Source organism: Candidatus Jettenia sp. AMX1 (assembly GCF_030263775.1).
In the GTDB taxonomy this organism is placed as follows: domain Bacteria; phylum Planctomycetota; class Brocadiia; order Brocadiales; family Brocadiaceae; genus Jettenia; species Jettenia caeni.
Genome location: NZ_SZPP01000014.1, coordinates 57,155 through 76,638 on the forward strand (window position 1 = coordinate 57,155; position 19,484 = coordinate 76,638).

Below are 19,484 nucleotides of genomic sequence, written 5' to 3' on the forward strand. Positions count from 1 at the left end.
CTGTTTCCTACAGCACCCTGAATGAACTTTGAAAGCCCTGTAGTTATTCAGTGTTGTTCCAGTTATCCACCGCATGACTTATTGTTTGCCTTCAATAATTCTGATTTCCTTAATGGTATCCATCTTAAACATTGCCACGCTTATCGGGTGTTTGGGGTCCGAGAGTTCTTTATATACTTTCTTGATGACCGCAAGTTTCTTTTCATTGCTCCAGTCGTTTTTGAATTCCGGCAGTTTGGCAATGTGCTTTAGCATTTCACCATTGGCGGTTTTGATTTCTTCGGGGAAATAGAGTTCGTACACCATTCCGTCTATGACCGATTCAAAGAGGCCGGACTCCTGTTCTAAATTCCGTTCTTTGCAGAACAGGATACAATCGACCAGGATTTCGAAGGGAAGTTGGGATTCAGGAGAAAGTTTGGGAACGGGGAGCAGTTCGACAAAAACCTTCTTATACCGGAATGTGTTCCCGCGAAGATCGCCGCCCGCATAAAATGTTCTGAAAGCGTAGGTAAGGAGCTTTGAGTTGAGCAATGCTGTTAAATACTTTAGCCGTTCGCCAGTGACAATGAAGGTCGTTGCTTCTGGGTAGAATAAATTTGTATCGTAGTGAAAGGCAGAATCAAAAACGATTTCGGCGTAAAATATCTTTTCTTTTTCAATTTCATTCAAATATGCACAGTTGCGCAAATTTGACCAGTGGTCTCCGTGATCATAGCGTTTTTCAACTTGCCCTTCCATAATCTTATTGATTCTACTCAAATACTCCCAAAGAGCCGGATAATCTTTCTTCACATCAACCCGCGGTATACGATGCCCATTCTTATCGGTATAACCATTATGCGTATTTATCAACCACAAATCCGCGAACTCTGCCTTATATCTCTTAATGTCCCTACCCCGCAATATCGGCTTAATAATTTCCGCGCTCTTCGGGTCTTTAGCAATCAACTCATCTTTCTTCTTCCCATCAATAATGAACGCTTCATTTAATCCAGTCAATATTCCTCGATAAATCGAGATATTCCAATCCTTCAATGGCACGCCGATTTCTTCAATCCGCTTCTTGATTGCAGTTTGCTCACCCTTGACAACAACAAACGAATTCTCATTGAACAAAGGCTCGCATTCCCCTTGTTGCACAAGCAAATCATCAAGAGACACATTGCTTGCATACGCCTTACTTAAATCCCACGCTCTGGTTTTTACTTCCTGTTTGTCCTTCTTCCAAACCAGAATATTTGTATAGGTAGTTGCATTCTCAAAAATCGGAGAATCACCAAAGTCAATTAACTGTGAAATAGTACCATTACCCGTGAAGAACTTCCTCATCACCCTCCCATAATTAGCCCGCATCCATTTATTGCTCGTAATAAACGTCAACACGCCACCATCCTTCAGCAACCTGTATCCCCGTTCATAAAACAAACAATACACATCTCCAGTCTTTGTATATGTCTCATACTTTTGTTTTTCCCAATCTTTCTGCTGTTGCTGCATTCCGGAAAAGTTCTGTATCTGCACATACGGCGGATTCCCAATCACTACATTAAATCCTTCTTTTAATCCAAACATCCACTCAGGATCAAAAAAATCTGCTGATGCGTTCTGGTCATAGAGGTCAAATGCGACGACTTGCCGGGCAGTGGTGTTGTTCCAGCCGTCATTTACCAAAAGTCCTGCAATGTCCTGACGCAGTTTTTTGTCCTGCTTCTGGCATTGAAGTTTTTCTTTTCTGGTTTTAGCGTTAAAGTACCCATGGCGCATTTCCTTTAATTCTCTTTCGAGTCGCTCTATCTCAGGATTTCTAAAGGATAATTGCCCTTGTGGTTTATCCAGTGCAATCAGCGTATTGGCTGCCACAAATTTTGTTTCGAGATTCGGCAGGGAGCGGATGCCGAGGTTTTCCTTGCCGGGCTGTTTTTTCTCATCAATAATGAGTGAGATAAAAAACCGAAGCTTGGCTATCTGCACGGCTATGGGTTGTATATCCACACCGTAAATACAGTTTTCAATCAGGTAGAGTTTGCGACCGTAGTCAAGCTCATTGTTCTCAAAGGCTTCTTCAATATCCTGAATTGCATGCTCCCTTATGTTCGGGTCGTCAATCTGTAAAGCCTTGCCTACCTGTCTTTGTTTCCACAGTTCGTTTCGCGGGTCAAGCTTATGCAGAATATGCACCAGCTTATGAAGTATGCCCATGGGGAAAGCGCCCGATCCGCAGGCAGGGTCGAGTATTTTACAGTTATCAATTGCCGAGATTATTAGTTTTGTTTCTCCTTCTGTAAAATCGAGGCGTTCGTCTGAATAAGAAAGCAATTTTCTTAACCGTGCCTTTAACGTATCAGGAGCATCCTTGCTCCTGACTATTCTGACAAGAGAGCAACTGTCAGCAAGGATACCTCCACCAACAGGAATGTTGGCGGTACTTTCGGTCCAGCTTTTAGCACAATCAGGTAAAGTGATCCCTGCTTTTGCAGGGTTTTGACGTATGTAATTGCGTATGGCTTCAAATGCCTCTCTGTTTCTGACAATGTGTTCATATGATTCATGCATCCATAGTTGTCCTTTTCCCCCTGCATATTTATTTATCTGATTTGCTGTATAAGACTTCCAGGAGTGCAAAATATCAGTCAAATTGTAGTTTTTTAGTGGTTTAACTAAAACATGAACATGATTTGGCATGACTACCCATTTATCGAGTATATATCTCTGGTTATTAAAACAGAGTAATGCATCGGCAATGATCCGTGCATATTTTTCTTCTCTTAATATGCAACCGCCCGCCCCCTTATCTAACCATTCTTCTACTCGCTTTGAAAAAAGTCTGTAATATTCCTTTAATTCTTCTGTCGAATATTTACCTTCTTTGTTTTTTGGATGATTTTTTAACCATGTTTCCCGATCCTGTCTTAATTGCTCCACCTTTTCTTTTGGTATGGAGTCGGCCAGTCTGAAAGTAACAAAATAAAATACATCTTCTTGCTGCCAATGGGGTAGATTCCCCTGATGGATTTTGATTTCGTCATAGGGATTGAAGAAAGGGTAGTTATAGTCATTTCCGCCAGCAGGGATGCTGGCAGTACTATCAGGAGGAATGCTGGCGGTACTTAGATACGCAATGAGCGATTCGTCCACCATGTAGTTTACGATCTCACGGGGAGTATAGAACGAACCTGTTTGCTTTCGTGCCGTAGTTTGTGTTTCGGGGTTATAGCTTGCCAGAAGATTTTCGAATACCTTGCCAAGAAGTTCGGGATCAAGGGCGATTTCTTCTTCTATAGGCGTATTTTCAGCAACCGTGAACTTATAGCTGTTTAAAAGATTGATAAGCCCTTTTACTTTATACTTTTTGTTTTTGGTGCCATAAATTTCATTCAAATCAACCTCTAGCTCATCATTGAAAAACAGGAAGTCAGGGACTTTTGCCTGCTTTTTAGAATTTCTTGAGAATCCATCTGCATATACAATTTTTCCTTCGTCATTTGGCTTGTCGAGGCAATCAAAAAGACCACCATTTAAAAAAGGGGTATCACTGAATACCTTAATAGCCTCTTTTTCTTTTATCGAAAACTTATCCGCATAACGAAACAGATTTTTTACACCATACTCATTTTTATTTTCTGGAAAAGAGCCTTCTTTAGCAAAAGCACGTTCGCCCATATTTTGATTGAGTGTGCCGAAAAAAAGGTTTTGTAAAATAGCTTTATAGTAGGTATCAGACCTCTCGTTTTTATTGAAGTTGTTTAAAATAGTGCTTAGCTGATTTTTATTGAAAAGTATCTCCGGAACAAGGTCTTTTTCTTTAATAAACCAGATGAATACCACCCGTGTGATTAAACGTATCAGATTAGTAGCGTTTCGGATATCTTTTTTCTTCTCAACATCATCCGGGAATTCCACATAGTCCATTGCCCAGAAATACCAATTGGCAAGTTCCCTGAAGAAGCGTTTGTTGAGTTCGGAGGTGTCTAATGTCTTCTGCCAGGCTTCGTGCAGTTCCACGAAATTGGTGAAGCCGTGTTTGTTTTTGAGTTCATCAAATGACAGGTCGAAAAGGATTTCGATGTGGGCACGGTGGGTACCCGACACATTTTCCACCCCCGTCCTGTGGACACCCCCGCCAGCGGGGGATATGCGGACGTCTTTGATAAGGGTGACTTTTTCCAGCACGTCTTTGTTATCATCCCGTTTGTGCAGCCTACGGTTGATGACAGAAAGTGTGAGTAAAAAACCGTGTTTGAATAAAATCATTACTGGCATTGGGAACAGGCGGTTTACTTCACGGGTGATGTGCGATAGCTCAGTTCTGCTGTAGTGCTCTTTTGCCAATTCAATGGTAAAAAACAAATACGTTTCAATAACGGTTCGATCAACCTGCCTAGTATCAAACAGAGACAATTGCCTTGACATTTCTTCCTTAGAAAGCTGGAAAAGCAGGTCAACATATTTCCACTCTTTTACTAATGCCTTGTTTTCATCGAACCTGGATTGATCATCTATGAAAGAATCTTTGAATGTAGCATAGGTAGGCTTTCCCAAAGGTGCCTGGCGTTCAGTAATATAACCAAGGACTTGAAACAGATTTAATGCATTTTCAGAAAGGTTACCGTTGTCAAATTGCTGGATGGCTTCCTTTATTTTTTGTCTGAGGTCTTTACTCATTTTCAATATTGCTTTAATTCATTCCTTACGAAATTTTCTAATTGCTCTTTCGATGGTAATTCCACTAAATATTTTGATACAAATACCGTATTGTCCATTCCTGCAGTAGCATATTGCACCAATGCATCGTTTTTGTTTGTTACCAACAGGATACCCACCGGAAGGTTATCATCATTTCGCATTACCTCGGCTTTATAGTAATTGAGATAGGTTACCAATTGGCTTATGTTGGCGTGCTTAAACTCTTCAATTTTCAGTTCTACCAACACGTGGCACTTTAAAATGCGATGATAAAAAACAAGGTCTATAAAAAAGTATTCATCGCCTATGAGTATTCTTTTTTGCCTGCCTTCCAAACAAAAGCCATTGCCCATTTCCAAAATAAATTCCTGTAAATGGTCCAACAGTCCCTGTTCCAAATCGGTTTCTTCAACTAATGCCTTCTGCGGCAAACCCAAAAACTCAAAGGTATACATATTTTTGATAAAATCGGTTGGCTGCATCGGCGATTCAACCGTTTCTTTCACCAAACGCGACAGCTTATCTTTATCCTGAGAAAGCCCCATTCTCTCAAAGTACAGGGAGTTGATCTGTCGTTTTAGCTCTCGTACACTCCAGTTACCTTTCATAGCTTCCACTTCGTAAAAGGTGCGTTTGAGGGGATCGTCAATTGAAAGCAATTGAACCAGATGAGTGTAGGAAAGTTTGTTGATAAGTTTATCAGGTGGTACCATCAAATCTGATGGTAAAGATTGTGCAATCAATAATTGCCCTTTTCTAGCTATTTGAAAATAAGACGTTTTTAATTGGGCAATCGGTGATTGCCCAATTTGACCTGACTTAAAAATGGTGGTCACCGACTGCCATATTTGAGGATAGGTAAGATAAAACTGTCTGTAAAGTTTAAGGTTTCTGAATGATAAGCTGGGCTGATTCAAATCTTCTGCTAATCGTTCTAATAACATTTCCCCATATTGAGCCCTGTCTTCACCATTTTGTTCATATTCAACAATGTAATAGCCAATCAACCAATTACGGATGGTAAGCAGTTTGTTTACCGCTTTAGCAGCGCTGTCCTGCAACTGCTGGTGAATGGATTTAATGCTGTTAAGTAAGAGATGAAAGTTTGTCATTTTATCACCAGCCAGGTAATCAATTCAAAGTCTGTTGTTTCTGATACCTGTGATTGTTTGTCGGGCAGGATGGCATTTCTACCGGAGAGCAAATGATGTAACGTTTTTTTCTTGAAGGTGCTTACTATAGCATCAACGGACTTTTTCAGCAATTCATTGTAGTGACTCATATTACTACCATTATTGGTCTGCTCATCAAATAAACGGCATAATGCCTCGTAGGGAACTGTTTTTCCGGAACAAAGCAACCGGAACATTTCCAGTATCTGCTTTGCCTGGGTGAACGTATACCTTACAATGCTATCGTCTCTTACATAGACCAGAAAGTACGGTTGTAATGGGTTCACCTTTTCATTACCGGAGCTATCACCCCTTTGCCTTAAACAGAAAATTACCCCGCTACTGATAAGGTCTTTTGCTGTTTTATCTAATCTGGAATAGTCTGTCAGATGTGCATTTTCACCAGACGGCGAAGGCGCTACGGCATAGAGACCCAGCGGGGCATCTTCCAATACCTTTCTATTTGCCTCTATGTATTTACTCAACTCGATTCTGAAATCATCTAAAGTGAATTCGTTCAGGGTAACGCTTTCGCCCAGGTCTTCGAGGTCGGGTACCTCGTCCTTTAATCTCAGCAATTGCTTATCCCTGTATTTTAAATCGTCCTTTATCAGTTCCCTGATTGCCTCTGTGTTCAGGATATTATCCTCAGTTGTAGCGGCAACGTCCACCAGCGCCATGCGCGCCTCCACACGGTTCTTGAGGTTAATATATTTGTTTAAATCATCGGTAGGCCAGAAATTAACCAATTGGACTGCTTCATTGATGGAGCCGATGCGGTCAATCCTGCCGAAACGCTGGATTATTTTTACAGGATTCCAGTGTATGTCGTAATTGATTAAATAGTCGCAATCCTGCAGGTTTTGACCTTCTGAAATACAATCGGTAGCGATTAAAATATCAATTTCTTCATCTTGCGGCATCGAAGGGATCTTGTTGCGTTTTTTGGAAACCGGTGAGAAGTTCGTTAGTATATGGTTAAACTCAGATTGTCCTTTGTACCCTTTAAGCATGAAGGTGGTTTTGCAATTACTGGCGCCTCCTGTTACTAAGGCGATATGCACCTTCAACACATCGAAAACCCAATCTTTTAAGGCATCATAGAGATATTCGGCAGTATCGGCAAAGGCAGTAAATATAAGCGCTTTTTTATTTGGTTTGCCATCTTTGGTAAAGGTGGGGTTTTTCACCTTCGCTTCTATAAGCCCTTTTAATTCTTTGAGCTTGGCGTCTCTCTCTGCATGTATACCATCTGCGGTAGAATGTAAAATACTCAACTGTGCCTTGTCTTTTTGTAAGTCTCTAAGCCATGCGTCTACCTTTAAATGCGCCAGTTTATAGGTAAATTTTTTACCAACCTCCATTGCCTCTTTTAGTTCTTCATCTTCTCTATCAATATCTGCCAAATCATCAAAATCCAAATCGGGATTTTCGCTTTGAAATTGTTTAAACCGCCAAATCCTGTCCTCCAAATCCTCAATTTTGCTGATAGTCCTGTTCATCGTTATTGCAAAAGACCTGATGGAGCTTTCGAGCCGCTTCATGAAATTTACCTTCATCATGCCAATTAAGTAGTGTTCACGTTCAAATTGGGTAAAAGGGAACAACTCAAGCCGCTTCACTTTTTTTGCTCCAGCCCTTTCTTCGTAGATATCCTTATATTTATCTTTTACATATTTGGAAGGGTTGAACAAGGAAAGCTGATAATTGGATATTTCGTCGTTCAGCTTATCATAGGACATAAAACGGCCCTTTATGTCTATCTGAGGAAAGATTGAAACAGGCTTTAATCTCTCCGGGAATGCCCCAATCTTGTTCATTTCCTCCTTGTAGTATGACTGTATATGTTTCCGGGAACGGGCAATGGTCAGTTCATCAAGGAGTTTGAAAAATGAGGAAGGTAATTTTTCAAGCAAATCTTTAACGTTTCGCTCCGGATTTTTCCTATGGTCTGCCCAGTGCGTAAACTCACGCTGAGCTACTGCAATTGTCTCTTTCAGGCTATGAATACCCATAGATTGCTTAAAGGCATCGTCTTTATCTTCCGTTATAAAGTAGATTTGATTCCTTAAGTCACGCAGATGTATATTAACGGGCGTTGCAGAGATTAATAAAACCTTTGTTTTTATTCCCTTCTTGATAATATCGTCCATTAGCCGCTCATAACGGCTTTTGCGGATGATATTGTTATCTTCGTCCCTTCTTCCCTTCGTGTTATTGCGGAAGTTGTGGGATTCATCTATCACCACGAGGTCATAGTTGCCCCAGTTTATAGTAGCAAGGTCTATGTCGCCGGATTTCCCTCTATCCCTGCTCAAATCCGTATGGCATAGAACGGTGTAATTAAATCTATCGTTTATAAAGGGATTTAGTTCACTGTTGATGTGAGCCTGATAAACAGTCCAGTTTTCCCTTAATTTTTTAGGACAAAGCACCAAAACCCTATAATTAAGCAATTCAAAATATTTGATAATTGCCAATGCCTCAAAGGTTTTCCCCAAGCCAACGCTATCGGCAATAATACAACCGTTATGGGTAAGTATTTTATTAATCGCGCCTTTAACACCGTCTTTCTGAAATTCAAATAGTGTTTTCCAGATTTCTGTCTCGGTCAATTGGGTTCTTTCAGTAAGCAATCCTTCTCTGGATTGATCTTCAAGGAATTTCCCGAATATATGATAAAGTGTCTTGTAATAAATAAATTCAGGGCAGTGATTTGCATAGAGCTGATCTAAATATGCCAGTACTTCATCTTTTACATCTTCTACAATTTCATCGTTATTCCAAATCTCATAAAACCATTCTTTTAAATCGTTTCTATCCCGCCTGCTATCTACTTCAAGGTTTAGCTCAATATTATTGTTCGTAGACAACCCCAACCCTTTTACGGTAAAATTTGAGCTTCCCAGAACAGCTTCTTCTACACCATGATTATCAACGTGGTATAATTTACCGTGAAGTAAATTAGCATGTTTTATTGATTTTATCTTAACCTTTTGCTTAATCCATTCAGCGCATTCTTTAGCGATTCTGTTCTGCTCAAGCCTGTTACTGAGTTCTATTTCCTCATCTTCGATCTTGAAGGATTTTTTATCAACTTTATTGGGGTCAAGGGATTTGATAAATCTTGGCTCGCCAAAGAGAAAATCTAATTGTTCTATTTGGGTCAAATGATTTTTTAACGCCTCGTATGCATAAATGGTAAAATATGCGGAAACTGCTAGTAACTTTGAGCCTGGCAGGATTTTTTCTTTTAAAAACTCACCGACAGAACCTCTATCCCTGTTGTCTTTAATTCCAGACTTTAAGGCTTTGATGAATTCCTTATTCATAAAAGTTCAATTGGCATTTTAACTAATCAGTTAAAAAGTTTTCGGTGGTATGATTTACTGAATTGTCAATTTAGACCACATAAATATAAGCCATTTTTTCAATATATCAAGCCAAATTTTGTATTTGGCTTGATATTTCATTTTACTTTGAAAAATACCATTTATATATGGCAAAGATTATAGGTTATCGACGAAAGGGAGTTTATCCGGCGGAACTTGCATATCGATATTATGCAATTCGTCAGTCACTGGCTGACAAATTTGTGGCAGCATTAATCGGGCAGTCAGTGACTGCCTGATTTGTGGATAGGTTTGATAAAACTGCCGAATAGCTTTAAGTTGCGGTAGAACAATCCCTTATTATCAAGGTGTTCCATTTAAATAAAGCTTGCCGTGCAGAAAGTTTGGTTTAACCATTGACTTGATATCAACCTTTTCTTTAATCCAATCCGAACATTCTTTGGAAATAGATTTTTGTCTCAAACGGCTTTCAATGGGAATAACCAGTTTATCGTCCTCGATCCTGAAGTCACGTTTATTGGTTTTTGTAGGGTCCAGGGACTTAATGAAGGTTGGTTCACCAAAGAGAAATCTCAGGTGATCTATCTGGTCAAGTTGGTTTTTCAGTTGCTTGTAGGCGTAAATAGTGAAATATGCTGAGACTATCGATAGGCCGGCACCTTGTTTTACATTATCAATAAGGAATTGACCAACTGATCCATTTTTATGATTATCACGAATTGAGGTATTATTCATCTACGCTCTATCTTTGCTTTGCATAGTGTAAAAATAGACTATGGCTAGTCACAAACCCACGAATACTCGTTGATCACTTATTTAACGGGGGCATAATATCAAGATAGGACTTTTCCCGAATAAGGATGAAGCAGCAATGGCAGCGATTATGAAATATGCATCAGATTTATTCTTCCTTAGCTAACGCTTTCGGGCATACTTGAGGTCTCTATGAGTATCATCATAATAGCTGATGTGTACCTTATCAGAACTATCCACCGCCAGGGAGGTATACCTGCCAATATCTCCACCACGGTCCACCGCCTTCCTTACCCATGATCCAGAGGCATTCGTCGCATACTTAAGGTTGCCCCTAATATCATCATAATAGCTGATGTGCGCCTTGCCGGAACTATCCACCGCCAGGGAGGTATACCTGCCAACATCTCCACCACTGTCCACTATCTTCCTTACCCATGATCCAGAGGCATTCGTTGTATACTTGAGGTCTTTATTGGTAGCATCATAATAGCTGATGTGCACCTTGTCGAAACCATCCACCACCAGGGAGATATACGTACCTACATCGCCACTACTATCTACCGTCTTCTTTATCCATGATCCTGAGGCATTCATTGCGTGCTTGAGGTTTTTATTGGTAGCATCATAATAGCAGATGTGTATCTTGCCTGAACTATCCAACGCCAGAGAGGTACACAGACCTACATATCCATTCCTGTCTACCGTCTCTTTTACCCATGAGTCAGAAACATCTGTCGCATACTTGAGGTTACCCTTACTCCAATCGTAATAGCTGATGTGTACCTTGCCGAAACCATCCACCGCCAGGGAGGTATACCATCCTACACTTCCACGACGGTCCACCGTTTTCTTTACCCATGAGCCGGAGGCATTCGTCGCGTACTTGAGGTCTCTGTGAGTAGCATCATAGTAACTGATGTGCGCCTTGCCTGAACTATCCAATGCAAGGGAAGTAAACGCTCCTACCGATCCTTCGCTGTCCACCGTCTCTGTTACCCATGATCCAGAGATATTCGTCGCATACTTGAGGTCTTTCGTAGCATCATCATAGTAGCTGATGTGTACCTTGCCTGAATCATCCAATGCAAGGGAAGTATTCAAACCTACATCTCCACTACTATCCACCATTCTCTTTACCCACGAGCCGGAGGCATTCGTCACATACTTGAGGTTACCCCTACTCCGGTCATAATAGCTAATGTGCACTTTGTCCAATCTATCCAATGCCAGGGCGGTATACCATCCTACACTTCCACGACGGTCCACCGTTTTCTTTACCCATGAGCCGGAGGCATTCGTCGCATACCTGAGGTCATCGTTACTCCAATCATAATAGCAGATGTGCGCCTTGCCTAAACTACTTACCGCCAGGGAGGTATACCAACCTACGGACCCTTCACTGTCCATCGTCTCTGTTGCCCATGATCCAGAGGCATTGGCATTCGTCGCATACTTGAGGTTATCGTTGCTATAATCATAATAGCTGATGTGTACCTTGCCTAAACTATCCAACGCAAGGGAAGTAAACGCGCCTACCGATCCTTCGCTGTCCACCGTCTCTGTTACCCATAATCTGGAGACATTCGTCACATACCTGAGGTTACCCTTACTTCGATCATAATAGCTGATGTGTACCTTATCAGAACTATCCACCGCCAGGGAGGTATACTGACCCACATCTCCATCACTGTCCACGGTCTTCTTTACCCATGAGCCAGAGGCATTTGTCGCATACTTGAGGTTGCCCCCGGTATAATCATAATAGCTGATGTGCACCTTGCCTGAGCTACTTACCGCCAGGGAGGTATACTCACCTACCCATCCTTCACTGTCTACCGTCTCTATTGCCCATGATCCGGAGGCATTCGTCGCATACCTGAGGTCATCGTTACTATAATCAAAATAACTGATGTGTACCTTGCCCCAGGTATCAATAGCAATGGATGCATAGAAACCAACTCCAGGCGAAAAATCCACGATCTGATAATTCCATGCATTTCCATCATGGCAGGCATAATAAAGACGGTCGCCACCATAAGCAATGTGGGGATGGTTACTGGTATCTACTGCAATGGCCCTTGAGGATAAATAATTAAAATATTTTGGAGCATCCACTGTCTTTATCTGCCATCCAACTGACAAGGTATTTGTTGCATTGCGTTTCGTATATAGTCTTTTTTTACGAAGGGTTTGATATGCCGGATATAGTTCCATTCCTGACATCCCCTCCCTCTCTTGATCAGGATGGCGAGGCTCTTTATACTCATGATAAGGGACTCCCGTTCTTTTATCTGTCATGTGGGGAAAAGGATCAACTTCAGCATGGTAAGACCGACCCTCAGCAGGAATTACCTGTTGCAAGGAATTTCTCTCCTGCCCATTCTCTAAGGGAAGACCGCTTACAGTATCAGCCGCAACATTATAATAGCCTGCTGGAGATACTCGAAAAATAAAAAAAGATGGCGGATCGCTTATAGTATCAGCCATAACATTATAGCGTTCCCCTCCCCGTTCAATGGAAACAATATTGGGTAGTAATACAAATAACAAAAGAAGTACCAGTATTCCAAAAACCCTACCCCTTTTCATTTATATACCCCTCCATGTATAAGGTAAAGCCTGCGTGGCTTGGAGAGTCTTGCACAGAGCGAAACTCTTTTTAGAGCTTTATTTGTAAGAGCATATATTTAACTTGTTATTAGCTTTACTTTCAATCAATTTGTATACCATTTTTACTGGATGCTTATGGTTATTATTTTAAATCATTTGCTCAATACAGGATACAAGAAGTTGGCATAGCATCAAAGAGATATTACAAATTAATTGTATGGAATTTCGGCGTTGGGCAACCCTTTCACTTTGCCTTCTGCAAGGCTAAAGCCTTGCCCTACAGTAGGAATATATCAATTTGAATAAAAAGTGTGTGACATGAGACATCCTGCCCAATGTCACTTACTTTTCATGGTTTTTAACACACCGCAGCCCTTCTTTTGAGAGGAGAGACCGAAAGTTCTCTCTATCAAAAGAAGATTTAGGGGTGTGTTTGACACCACTCTATGGCTTAACTTTAAAAAGCGAGTAACATTGGGCAAGATGCCTGTGCGTACAGACAAGATATCTGCACTCCTTTATGAGAAAATTACTAATAGAATACCACTACACCATTCTCCCCTTATAAACAATTGTTTTTATTTAACTTATGATTTGACGCCAATGATATACTTAACGTTTCCGAATATTTACGTCAAGCATATCTCAATACCTATCACTTAAAACTTGACAGGAAAGTAATAAAAAATATAATGGTGAACATATGAACACCAATAAGTCAAAAAGCGTAAATGCTTCACTAACCAAAAAACAATCAGAATTCTTCTCTTTCCTGAAAGAATATCTTCAGGAAAAGGGTTATCCTCCTACTGTACGGGAAATGATGCAGGGGCTTGAACTCTCCAGTGCCAATATCGTGAGAAAGTATCTCAATATCTTAGAACGGAAAGGTTATATCAGGAGACAATTCAACAGTCCACGGGCTATTGAAATTGTTGAGATGGCTTCCAGAAATAGGGAATTCAGATCAGTGCCAATTGGGGGGAGAATCAGGGCTGGTACTCCTCATCCCATCATAGAAGATATTGAAGGGTATCTCTCCATAGATACATCGATATGCCGCAGTAATAATACATTTCTTTTAAAAGTAGTAGGAGATAGTATGATCGATGCCCATATTCAGGAAGGCGACTTCGTTTTGGTTAAACCACAGCCTGTTGCTAACAATGGAGATATTGTAGTTGCCATTGTTAATGGCGAGGCTACCGTAAAGAGATTTTACAAAAAGGGGGATACGGTACAACTAAAACCAGAACACCCAACGATGAAGCCAATTACTCTCAAAGAAGGTCAGGCAGATGTGCATATTGTTGGCAAGGTTACTACCGTAATAAGACAACTTGAGAAATAATCCGGGAGAGAACGATGATTACAGAAATTAATGAACCTATTAAGGTAGGAGCTATCTTTGGTGATAATAAGAGAAAACTCAAGCCTGTTTGGTTTCTCTGGAGTAACCGGGAATATCGTATCAAAGAAATTACCTATACCTGGATAGAAAGAGCGGGAAGGACAATCTTACACCATTTTACGGTCACCGACAGCATCCATCTCTTTACCATCTCTTACAATACCGAAACCCTGGTATGGACTCTTCATTCCATAGAGATGATAGGTTAGTACTCAATCTTGTCACCCTGAGGCTTAACGCAGAATAACAAAATCAGATACGAGATATTCCATCAACCCCATCAGGAGGAATTACCATGAGCGAAAAGATTATTATGCACATCGATATGAATGCCTTCTTTTTGAAGTCTATTCGATAGATGAGGCATTTTTAGATATTACCGGTTCCCTACCGCTCTTTGGTAATGTCGAGACGATAGCGAAAAAAATCAAGATGGATATTCGGGAAAACCTTGGCAGGCTTACCTGTTCTATCGGTATAGCTCCGAATAAACTTTTGGCAAAACTGGGCAGTGATATGAAAAAACCGGATGGGCTTGTAATCATACGGCAAGAGGATGTTCATACATTAATGGAGCATCTGCCGGTAAAAGAACTGTGTGGTATTGGTCAACAAGTTGAAAGCCATTTAGCTGCTCTGGGAATTAAAACCTGTGGTGAGCTGGGAAGAGCTTCAATACAGGTATTGAAGAATCAATTTGGTGTAATGGGAGAACGGTTAAAGCGTATGGCTCAGGGTATCGATGAAAGTCCTGTCATACCGACGGAACAGGAGCCTGATGCAAAATCGGTTGGCCATAGTATGACCCTTGATAGGAACGAAAGTGATAGAGAAGTATTGGAGCGCCATATCCTTCAATTATCCGAGATGGTAGGCGGACGCTTACGCCGTGCTGGTTATCTGGGGAGAACGGTTACCCTCACTTTACGGTATGCAGATTTCAGTACCTTTACCAGACGCCGTACTGCAAGACTCTATACCAATAACAGTCTCGATATTCATATGATTGCTCAGGAGATATTCCATGCGATACGTCTCCAGCAACCGGTCAGATTGGTAGGTGTAAGTGCTCATAATCTTATCAGGAACATAGCACAAATACCGCTTTTTCGTACAGACAAAATGAAACAGGCTGCCACCCGTGCAATGGATGAGATCAATGACCGGTATGGTGATTTCTGTATTACCTGGGGTACGTTAATTGAACGGTACCATCATAAAGGGGTTATCTCTCCATCCTGGAGGCCGAATGGGGTTACCTGTGTTCATTTTTCTCAACAAAAGAGTAATCAACAGAAAATACTTAGGGATGATAACAACCTCTCGTCTAGCACAAAATAAGTTATATCAGGAAAGTTAATCAAATGAATATTTAAGTAAAAAGATATGTGATAGAATAACAAGTTAGAAAAGATATTTTGAAATACTGTACTGGCCTCGTAACCAAAGATACGTGCAGTGCGAGCCCGCGATGCAAGGCTCGAATAGTGAATTACTTTCGTGAAAGGCCTCGGGAATGCGCATCGCTTTAGATGTTGGGCGACGGCATTGCCGACAGCAACGATTCCTGATCCTGACGTGGCGATGAAGTCCAACTCTTCCACGAGCAGCCCATACCACCTGTCATACCGTTGAGTCCTCACGACGCTTGCACGTTCGACCAACATGGCCACCTTCGACAGGTCGGTAATGTGGTACCGTTGCATAGGCCCACAGAGGTACTGCTGAATGCAGAAGTGGAGGATGAAATCCTCGATCGAAGAGAGGAAGTTTCGGAATCCGGTTTCAACCTTCGACCTCGCCTCTTCTGCGAAGCGAGCCCACCTACCGAGAGAAGGTCTTAACTGTTTTAGCGGTCAGTTGTCTACAACAGTCGGCTTCATCTGACACCTACGAGCAAAGCTCACGGGCATCAGGTGTAAGCCGAAGTTGGGCGCCATATAGCCGGTAGTATTCAGTTTCATAGTTATTGCTGTAATCAATCGGTCCTCACACCGAGAGCCACTGGTGGTGAATCCTTCTTTCATTCAGACCCGGATCGGTGGTCCGTGGTAGGACTACCTTAAAATCGCACTCTTGCCATCCCTGTCCGCTCTCCCATTGGTACAAGTCATCCCTCCAAATCGATTCCCCTCATAACGTCGGGGTAATCAGTACAAACAGGCGGCAATAATTTACCGGTGGGCTAATATGAGGTCTCTCAAAGTACGAGCCTTCACCAGCGTCGGTATGATAAATTCCTATCAGACTCAACCCGATGCCTTTTGCGAATTCCTTAACAAGCTCATACCCCTGTTCAAGGGCATAGGTCAGCTAGTTCATACCACTGGCTGGTCTTGCCGGCAGGCAGGGCGGCATAAATGAATGCTGGAGCTGGTGTTCCGATGAGGAAGCCATATGTTTCCAGCGGGGTATACATACAATCCATACTTGGTGACTTTGCTGGTTGCTTTCCGAGAGACCGTCACAGTCATAACATCTCCTGTTAAGTACCTGAAGTATTTATATAAATAGAGGAGATTCAGTACTATAAACTTACGGAGTTAATTTTTGAAGAATTTTCATATGCAGAGAGTTTACGAAGCGGTGTGGAGATATGAGACAGAATGCCAAATGGAGTTAGCACAATTTTAGCACAGCCTCATAAAAAAAGGGTTACGGCTACAACCGCAACCCCTTGATATTATTGGTAGCGGGGGTGGGATTTGAACCCACGGCCTCCGGGTTATGAGCCCTTTTAATACATTTTTCAAAAACCTGATATTTGGCTTGGTTTCCCATAATTATTTGTCACAACACAAGTTATTGCATTCTACCTATTCCAGTCTTTTCTATTAATTCTATCTGTTTTGATAATTTTTAGCACAAATTTAGCACAGTTATATAAAACATATACCCTTTGAGCTATTCAAATTTCTGGACTGGAATAGTTGGCCTATCCTTTCACGAGTCAGAAGAAAAAAACAAGAGTAAGAATTCAATTCGTACCTCTTTGAGGAAATCAGGAAAGGCAATCTTATACCTGACATTCAAGAGGTTTTCATGAGTAAAAGGTAAGTTTTGATTGATTTTTTGGGAAGATAGAGTAATCTACCCGGTAAAAACCTTCAGAAAAGAAGGGAAAAGGTATGCCGGGGAGTGATTCTTTTGAAATTCTTACTACCAAGAGACTCGATCATCTTCCTTTGGTATCTGCCTGTATGCGATACCTGGAAATTGACCAGATTATTGATGAACTGGTTCCCTCTCATAAACTCAATTGTGTAAGTGCGGGAGAATGTCTCCAGGCAATGGTCTTGTCAATCCTTACGGGTCAACATGCTCTGTATAAAGTCTCTGAAGTATTGGGAGACTATGATACCGAGATTATCTTCCAGAAACCGATCAAGCCTGAATCATTCCATGATAACCGCTTAAGGGCAGCACTGGATCAGATGGGGGAAGCTGGCTTGGGGATGTTGTATTCAAAGCTTATGCTTTAACATTTAACCAACCATTAATAGCATCTTTGATATCCAACTCTCCTGTTATCATTTCTTCACCCGCTATCAATTCCCCTTCAACCTCGTTCGCTATAATTACGTCGCTGAAGAGGTCCTTTAACAAAAATAAATGACCAATTTTTGAAAAATCGATAAGCAAGTATAACTGCAACATGAGTTGTCTTTCATAATTATAATAGCAGTGTATCAATATAAAGCAATAGAAATGCAAATCGGTTCTCTCGTGATCTTGCATAACCTTTGGTTCCTTAAACAAGCACAATATTTGGTTATTCTGCGAGCATTGGGGCAGTTGCAGATAATCTCTTAAAATTTTTAAGCAACCGATACAATTGATTCGTTAATCGCAATTCATATTTCTGAATTCTCAATAAATATCCACTCTGTAACAAATCATCCCATCGAATACCTTCCAGGTCGGTAAACTCATTTATAAGTATCTGTTCAGCTAACCATCCGCGTATCAACCGCCATAAGACAAGAGAAATTTGCAGAGCGAATTCATCATCAAACTCATGGTGTGGATGAAACTTGCTTCTGATACTTTGGAAGAGAGCATCAAATTCTTCCCTATTTTCATGGGGCAACATAACGGGTTGCTTCGATGTCATGCCGTGTCTCATAGCATTAAACTTTGTTATCGATATATTAGACGGTCCCGTAGATTTCTTTGCATTTTCCCGATTTGCCAGAATCTGTCTTTCTGTTGCCATGTTTTTTCACTCCATTTTTCTCTTAAATATATCTGGTGAACCCTCTTCGGTCAAAACGAAGCCAATTTCCCTTATACCCTATCGTTACATCTATTCATTTCCTGTAATAATATTTGGTGATGGAAACTTATTTCTTACATTTTTTCATGAAGGAAGGAGAAAAACGTATGGATGAATTCACCGTTGAAGACACTGGTTTAACAGGATTACTCATCCTTGCCGGAGCTTCTGTAGGATGCCTTGCTATCGGCTGGTTTGGAAGGAAGTTTTTCGTTGATAACAAAAAGATAGAGGCATCAGTACAGCTTGGAGTACAGAAGATAGTGCAAGAACAGGGAAAACACGTACCAGGACCGCAACAGGCACAACCACAGGTAACCCTGGTTCAAAAAGCAGCACAAGCCTGATTCATTGATAGCTCAGTTCTTAAACCCTCATATCGTATGAAATAATGCGGTGTGAGGGTTTTTTATTGTATCAATCACTATTTTACTCACGTAACCGCTTTAATATGAGGACAATCCATGTACCGAGAAATACTCAATACCATCGATACCACTAAGCAAATTACCCTATCTGAGGATTATATCAATCAACACATGGGAAACCATGGGAAAATAGCCATCCATAAGGGTCATATCGTATTTGATTCTCACCACATCTCTGCTGAATTTGCTTATAGCAGCCATTATCACACGGACCATGATTTCTATATCCTGGCACATCTCCTCAAGATACAACCCTTTTACTATCGATTCACACTCCCTTTTGTAAACAAGCAATTCCCATTTCTTGAATACAGAGGAGACAACATAATCTCTTGCTGTATTACTCAAATTCCAGGAACTAAGAGCATCGTAAGCCTTCAGCACCTTAAGAAGATCAACACCGTCCAATGCCACAGCAAAGAACTTATCATACACCTTGTTTAAAGCGAGAGGAGATACCTGTGTTTAAGCTAAAGATCAAGACGACAAGGGGAAACTCAACCATGCAGGATCCACGGTTTCCGGATCACGAATATACAGGACCATATGAGCATACCTTTGATTCATCTGAAGATGAATTGTATCAAGACCCACACCGTGCTCAACTATTCCAAGAAATCGATACCTGTATCTTCTGCGGTAGTCCCATCATGGGTTGTTATATCTCCTTAGAAGCAAAAAATGTATATCCGATACATGTATCATGCCTGTTATCAAGTGCAACCTTGCTGGTAAACGGTATCGGTTTGCTCGTAAACTGGCTAGGTAAGAGAAAGAAAAAAGAGGAATAAT

Annotated in this window: 14 protein-coding genes; 6 read left to right on the top strand and 8 right to left on the bottom strand. The window is 41.1% G+C overall.

Annotated elements, in window-relative coordinates; translation table 11 throughout:
* Positions 1-78 precede the first annotated feature (78 nt).
* From FBQ94_RS05205 to FBQ94_RS05225, 5 genes are all read right to left on the bottom strand, one after another.
* Positions 79-4,665, bottom strand: a complete 4,587-nt coding sequence (locus tag FBQ94_RS05205; protein WP_007220961.1) for an Eco57I restriction-modification methylase domain-containing protein — start codon at positions 4,663-4,665, stop codon at positions 79-81.
* Between the two features lie 2 nt (positions 4,666-4,667).
* Positions 4,668-5,798 carry a PDDEXK nuclease domain-containing protein gene (locus FBQ94_RS05210; RefSeq protein WP_007220960.1) on the bottom strand — a complete coding sequence of 377 codons (1,131 nt, stop codon included), beginning with the start codon at positions 5,796-5,798 and terminating at the stop codon, positions 4,668-4,670.
* Positions 5,795-9,190, bottom strand: coding sequence for a helicase-related protein (locus tag FBQ94_RS05215; protein WP_007220959.1), 3,396 nt, complete (start codon positions 9,188-9,190; stop codon positions 5,795-5,797). Before FBQ94_RS05215 ends, FBQ94_RS05210 begins: the two co-directional genes overlap by 4 nt.
* A 363-nt stretch (positions 9,191-9,553) precedes the next feature.
* A complete protein-coding gene (locus tag FBQ94_RS05220) occupies positions 9,554-9,946 on the bottom strand; it encodes a phospholipase D-like domain-containing protein (protein WP_007220958.1) in 393 nt (130 codons plus the stop codon).
* A gap of 180 nt (positions 9,947-10,126) precedes the next feature.
* Entirely contained in the window at positions 10,127-12,556 is a 2,430-nt protein-coding gene (locus FBQ94_RS05225) for a hypothetical protein (protein ID WP_007220957.1), read from the bottom strand.
* A 724-nt stretch (positions 12,557-13,280) separates the two neighbouring features.
* On the opposite strand from FBQ94_RS05225, the gene lexA reads away from it, so the two are divergent.
* From lexA to FBQ94_RS05245, 4 genes are all read left to right on the top strand, one after another.
* Positions 13,281-13,928 carry a transcriptional repressor LexA gene (gene lexA, locus FBQ94_RS05230; protein WP_007220956.1) on the top strand — a complete coding sequence of 216 codons (648 nt, stop codon included), beginning with the start codon at positions 13,281-13,283 and terminating at the stop codon, positions 13,926-13,928.
* 14 nt (positions 13,929-13,942) lie between these two features.
* Positions 13,943-14,197, top strand: coding sequence for a hypothetical protein (locus FBQ94_RS05235; RefSeq protein WP_007220955.1), 255 nt, complete (start codon positions 13,943-13,945; stop codon positions 14,195-14,197).
* Between the two features lie 70 nt (positions 14,198-14,267).
* Complete coding sequence (locus FBQ94_RS05240) at positions 14,268-15,329, top strand: DNA polymerase Y family protein (RefSeq protein ID WP_285442033.1); 1,062 nt, start codon at positions 14,268-14,270, stop codon at positions 15,327-15,329.
* Between the two features lie 1,787 nt (positions 15,330-17,116).
* Complete coding sequence (locus FBQ94_RS05245) at positions 17,117-17,470, top strand: DUF4277 domain-containing protein (protein ID WP_007220953.1); 354 nt, start codon at positions 17,117-17,119, stop codon at positions 17,468-17,470.
* On the opposite strand, the gene FBQ94_RS05250 is transcribed toward FBQ94_RS05245, so the two are convergent.
* Entirely contained in the window at positions 17,460-17,726 is a 267-nt protein-coding gene (locus FBQ94_RS05250; RefSeq protein ID WP_285442027.1) for a PIN domain-containing protein, read from the bottom strand. The two genes, FBQ94_RS05245 and FBQ94_RS05250, sit on opposite strands and share 11 nt — an antisense overlap.
* 34 nt (positions 17,727-17,760) lie before the next feature.
* Positions 17,761-18,204 carry a hypothetical protein gene (locus FBQ94_RS05255; RefSeq protein WP_007220951.1) on the bottom strand — a complete coding sequence of 148 codons (444 nt, stop codon included), beginning with the start codon at positions 18,202-18,204 and terminating at the stop codon, positions 17,761-17,763.
* A 167-nt stretch (positions 18,205-18,371) separates the two neighbouring features.
* Between FBQ94_RS05255 and FBQ94_RS05260 the strand changes: the two genes are divergently transcribed.
* Positions 18,372-18,611 carry a hypothetical protein gene (locus tag FBQ94_RS05260; RefSeq protein ID WP_007220950.1) on the top strand — a complete coding sequence of 80 codons (240 nt, stop codon included), beginning with the start codon at positions 18,372-18,374 and terminating at the stop codon, positions 18,609-18,611.
* Between the two features lie 165 nt (positions 18,612-18,776).
* On the opposite strand, the gene FBQ94_RS05265 is transcribed toward FBQ94_RS05260, so the two are convergent.
* Positions 18,777-19,106 carry a hypothetical protein gene (locus FBQ94_RS05265; RefSeq protein WP_007220949.1) on the bottom strand — a complete coding sequence of 110 codons (330 nt, stop codon included), beginning with the start codon at positions 19,104-19,106 and terminating at the stop codon, positions 18,777-18,779.
* Positions 19,107-19,153: 47 nt separating this feature from the next.
* Here FBQ94_RS05265 and FBQ94_RS05270 point away from each other — a divergent pair, with 47 nt between their 5' ends.
* On the top strand, positions 19,154-19,483 hold the full coding sequence (locus FBQ94_RS05270; protein ID WP_285442028.1) for a hypothetical protein: 330 nt from the start codon (positions 19,154-19,156) through the stop codon (positions 19,481-19,483).
* Position 19,484: the final 1 nt, after the last annotated feature.

Coding starts and splice junctions, on each gene's coding strand:
- FBQ94_RS05225 (WP_007220957.1), bottom strand. CDS start 12,556: ATGAAAAGGGGTAGGGTTTTTGGAATACTGGTACTTCTTTTGTTATTT.
- FBQ94_RS05235 (WP_007220955.1), top strand. CDS start 13,943: ATGATTACAGAAATTAATGAACCTATTAAGGTAGGAGCTATCTTTGGT.
- FBQ94_RS05260 (WP_007220950.1), top strand. CDS start 18,372: ATGGATGAATTCACCGTTGAAGACACTGGTTTAACAGGATTACTCATC.
- FBQ94_RS05205 (WP_007220961.1), bottom strand. CDS start 4,665: ATGAGTAAAGACCTCAGACAAAAAATAAAGGAAGCCATCCAGCAATTT.
- FBQ94_RS05220 (WP_007220958.1), bottom strand. CDS start 9,946: ATGAATAATACCTCAATTCGTGATAATCATAAAAATGGATCAGTTGGT.
- FBQ94_RS05215 (WP_007220959.1), bottom strand. CDS start 9,190: ATGAATAAGGAATTCATCAAAGCCTTAAAGTCTGGAATTAAAGACAAC.
- FBQ94_RS05250 (WP_285442027.1), bottom strand. CDS start 17,726: ATGCAAGATCACGAGAGAACCGATTTGCATTTCTATTGCTTTATATTG.
- FBQ94_RS05210 (WP_007220960.1), bottom strand. CDS start 5,798: ATGACAAACTTTCATCTCTTACTTAACAGCATTAAATCCATTCACCAG.
- FBQ94_RS05245 (WP_007220953.1), top strand. CDS start 17,117: ATGCCGGGGAGTGATTCTTTTGAAATTCTTACTACCAAGAGACTCGAT.
- lexA (WP_007220956.1), top strand. CDS start 13,281: ATGAACACCAATAAGTCAAAAAGCGTAAATGCTTCACTAACCAAAAAA.
- FBQ94_RS05255 (WP_007220951.1), bottom strand. CDS start 18,204: ATGGCAACAGAAAGACAGATTCTGGCAAATCGGGAAAATGCAAAGAAA.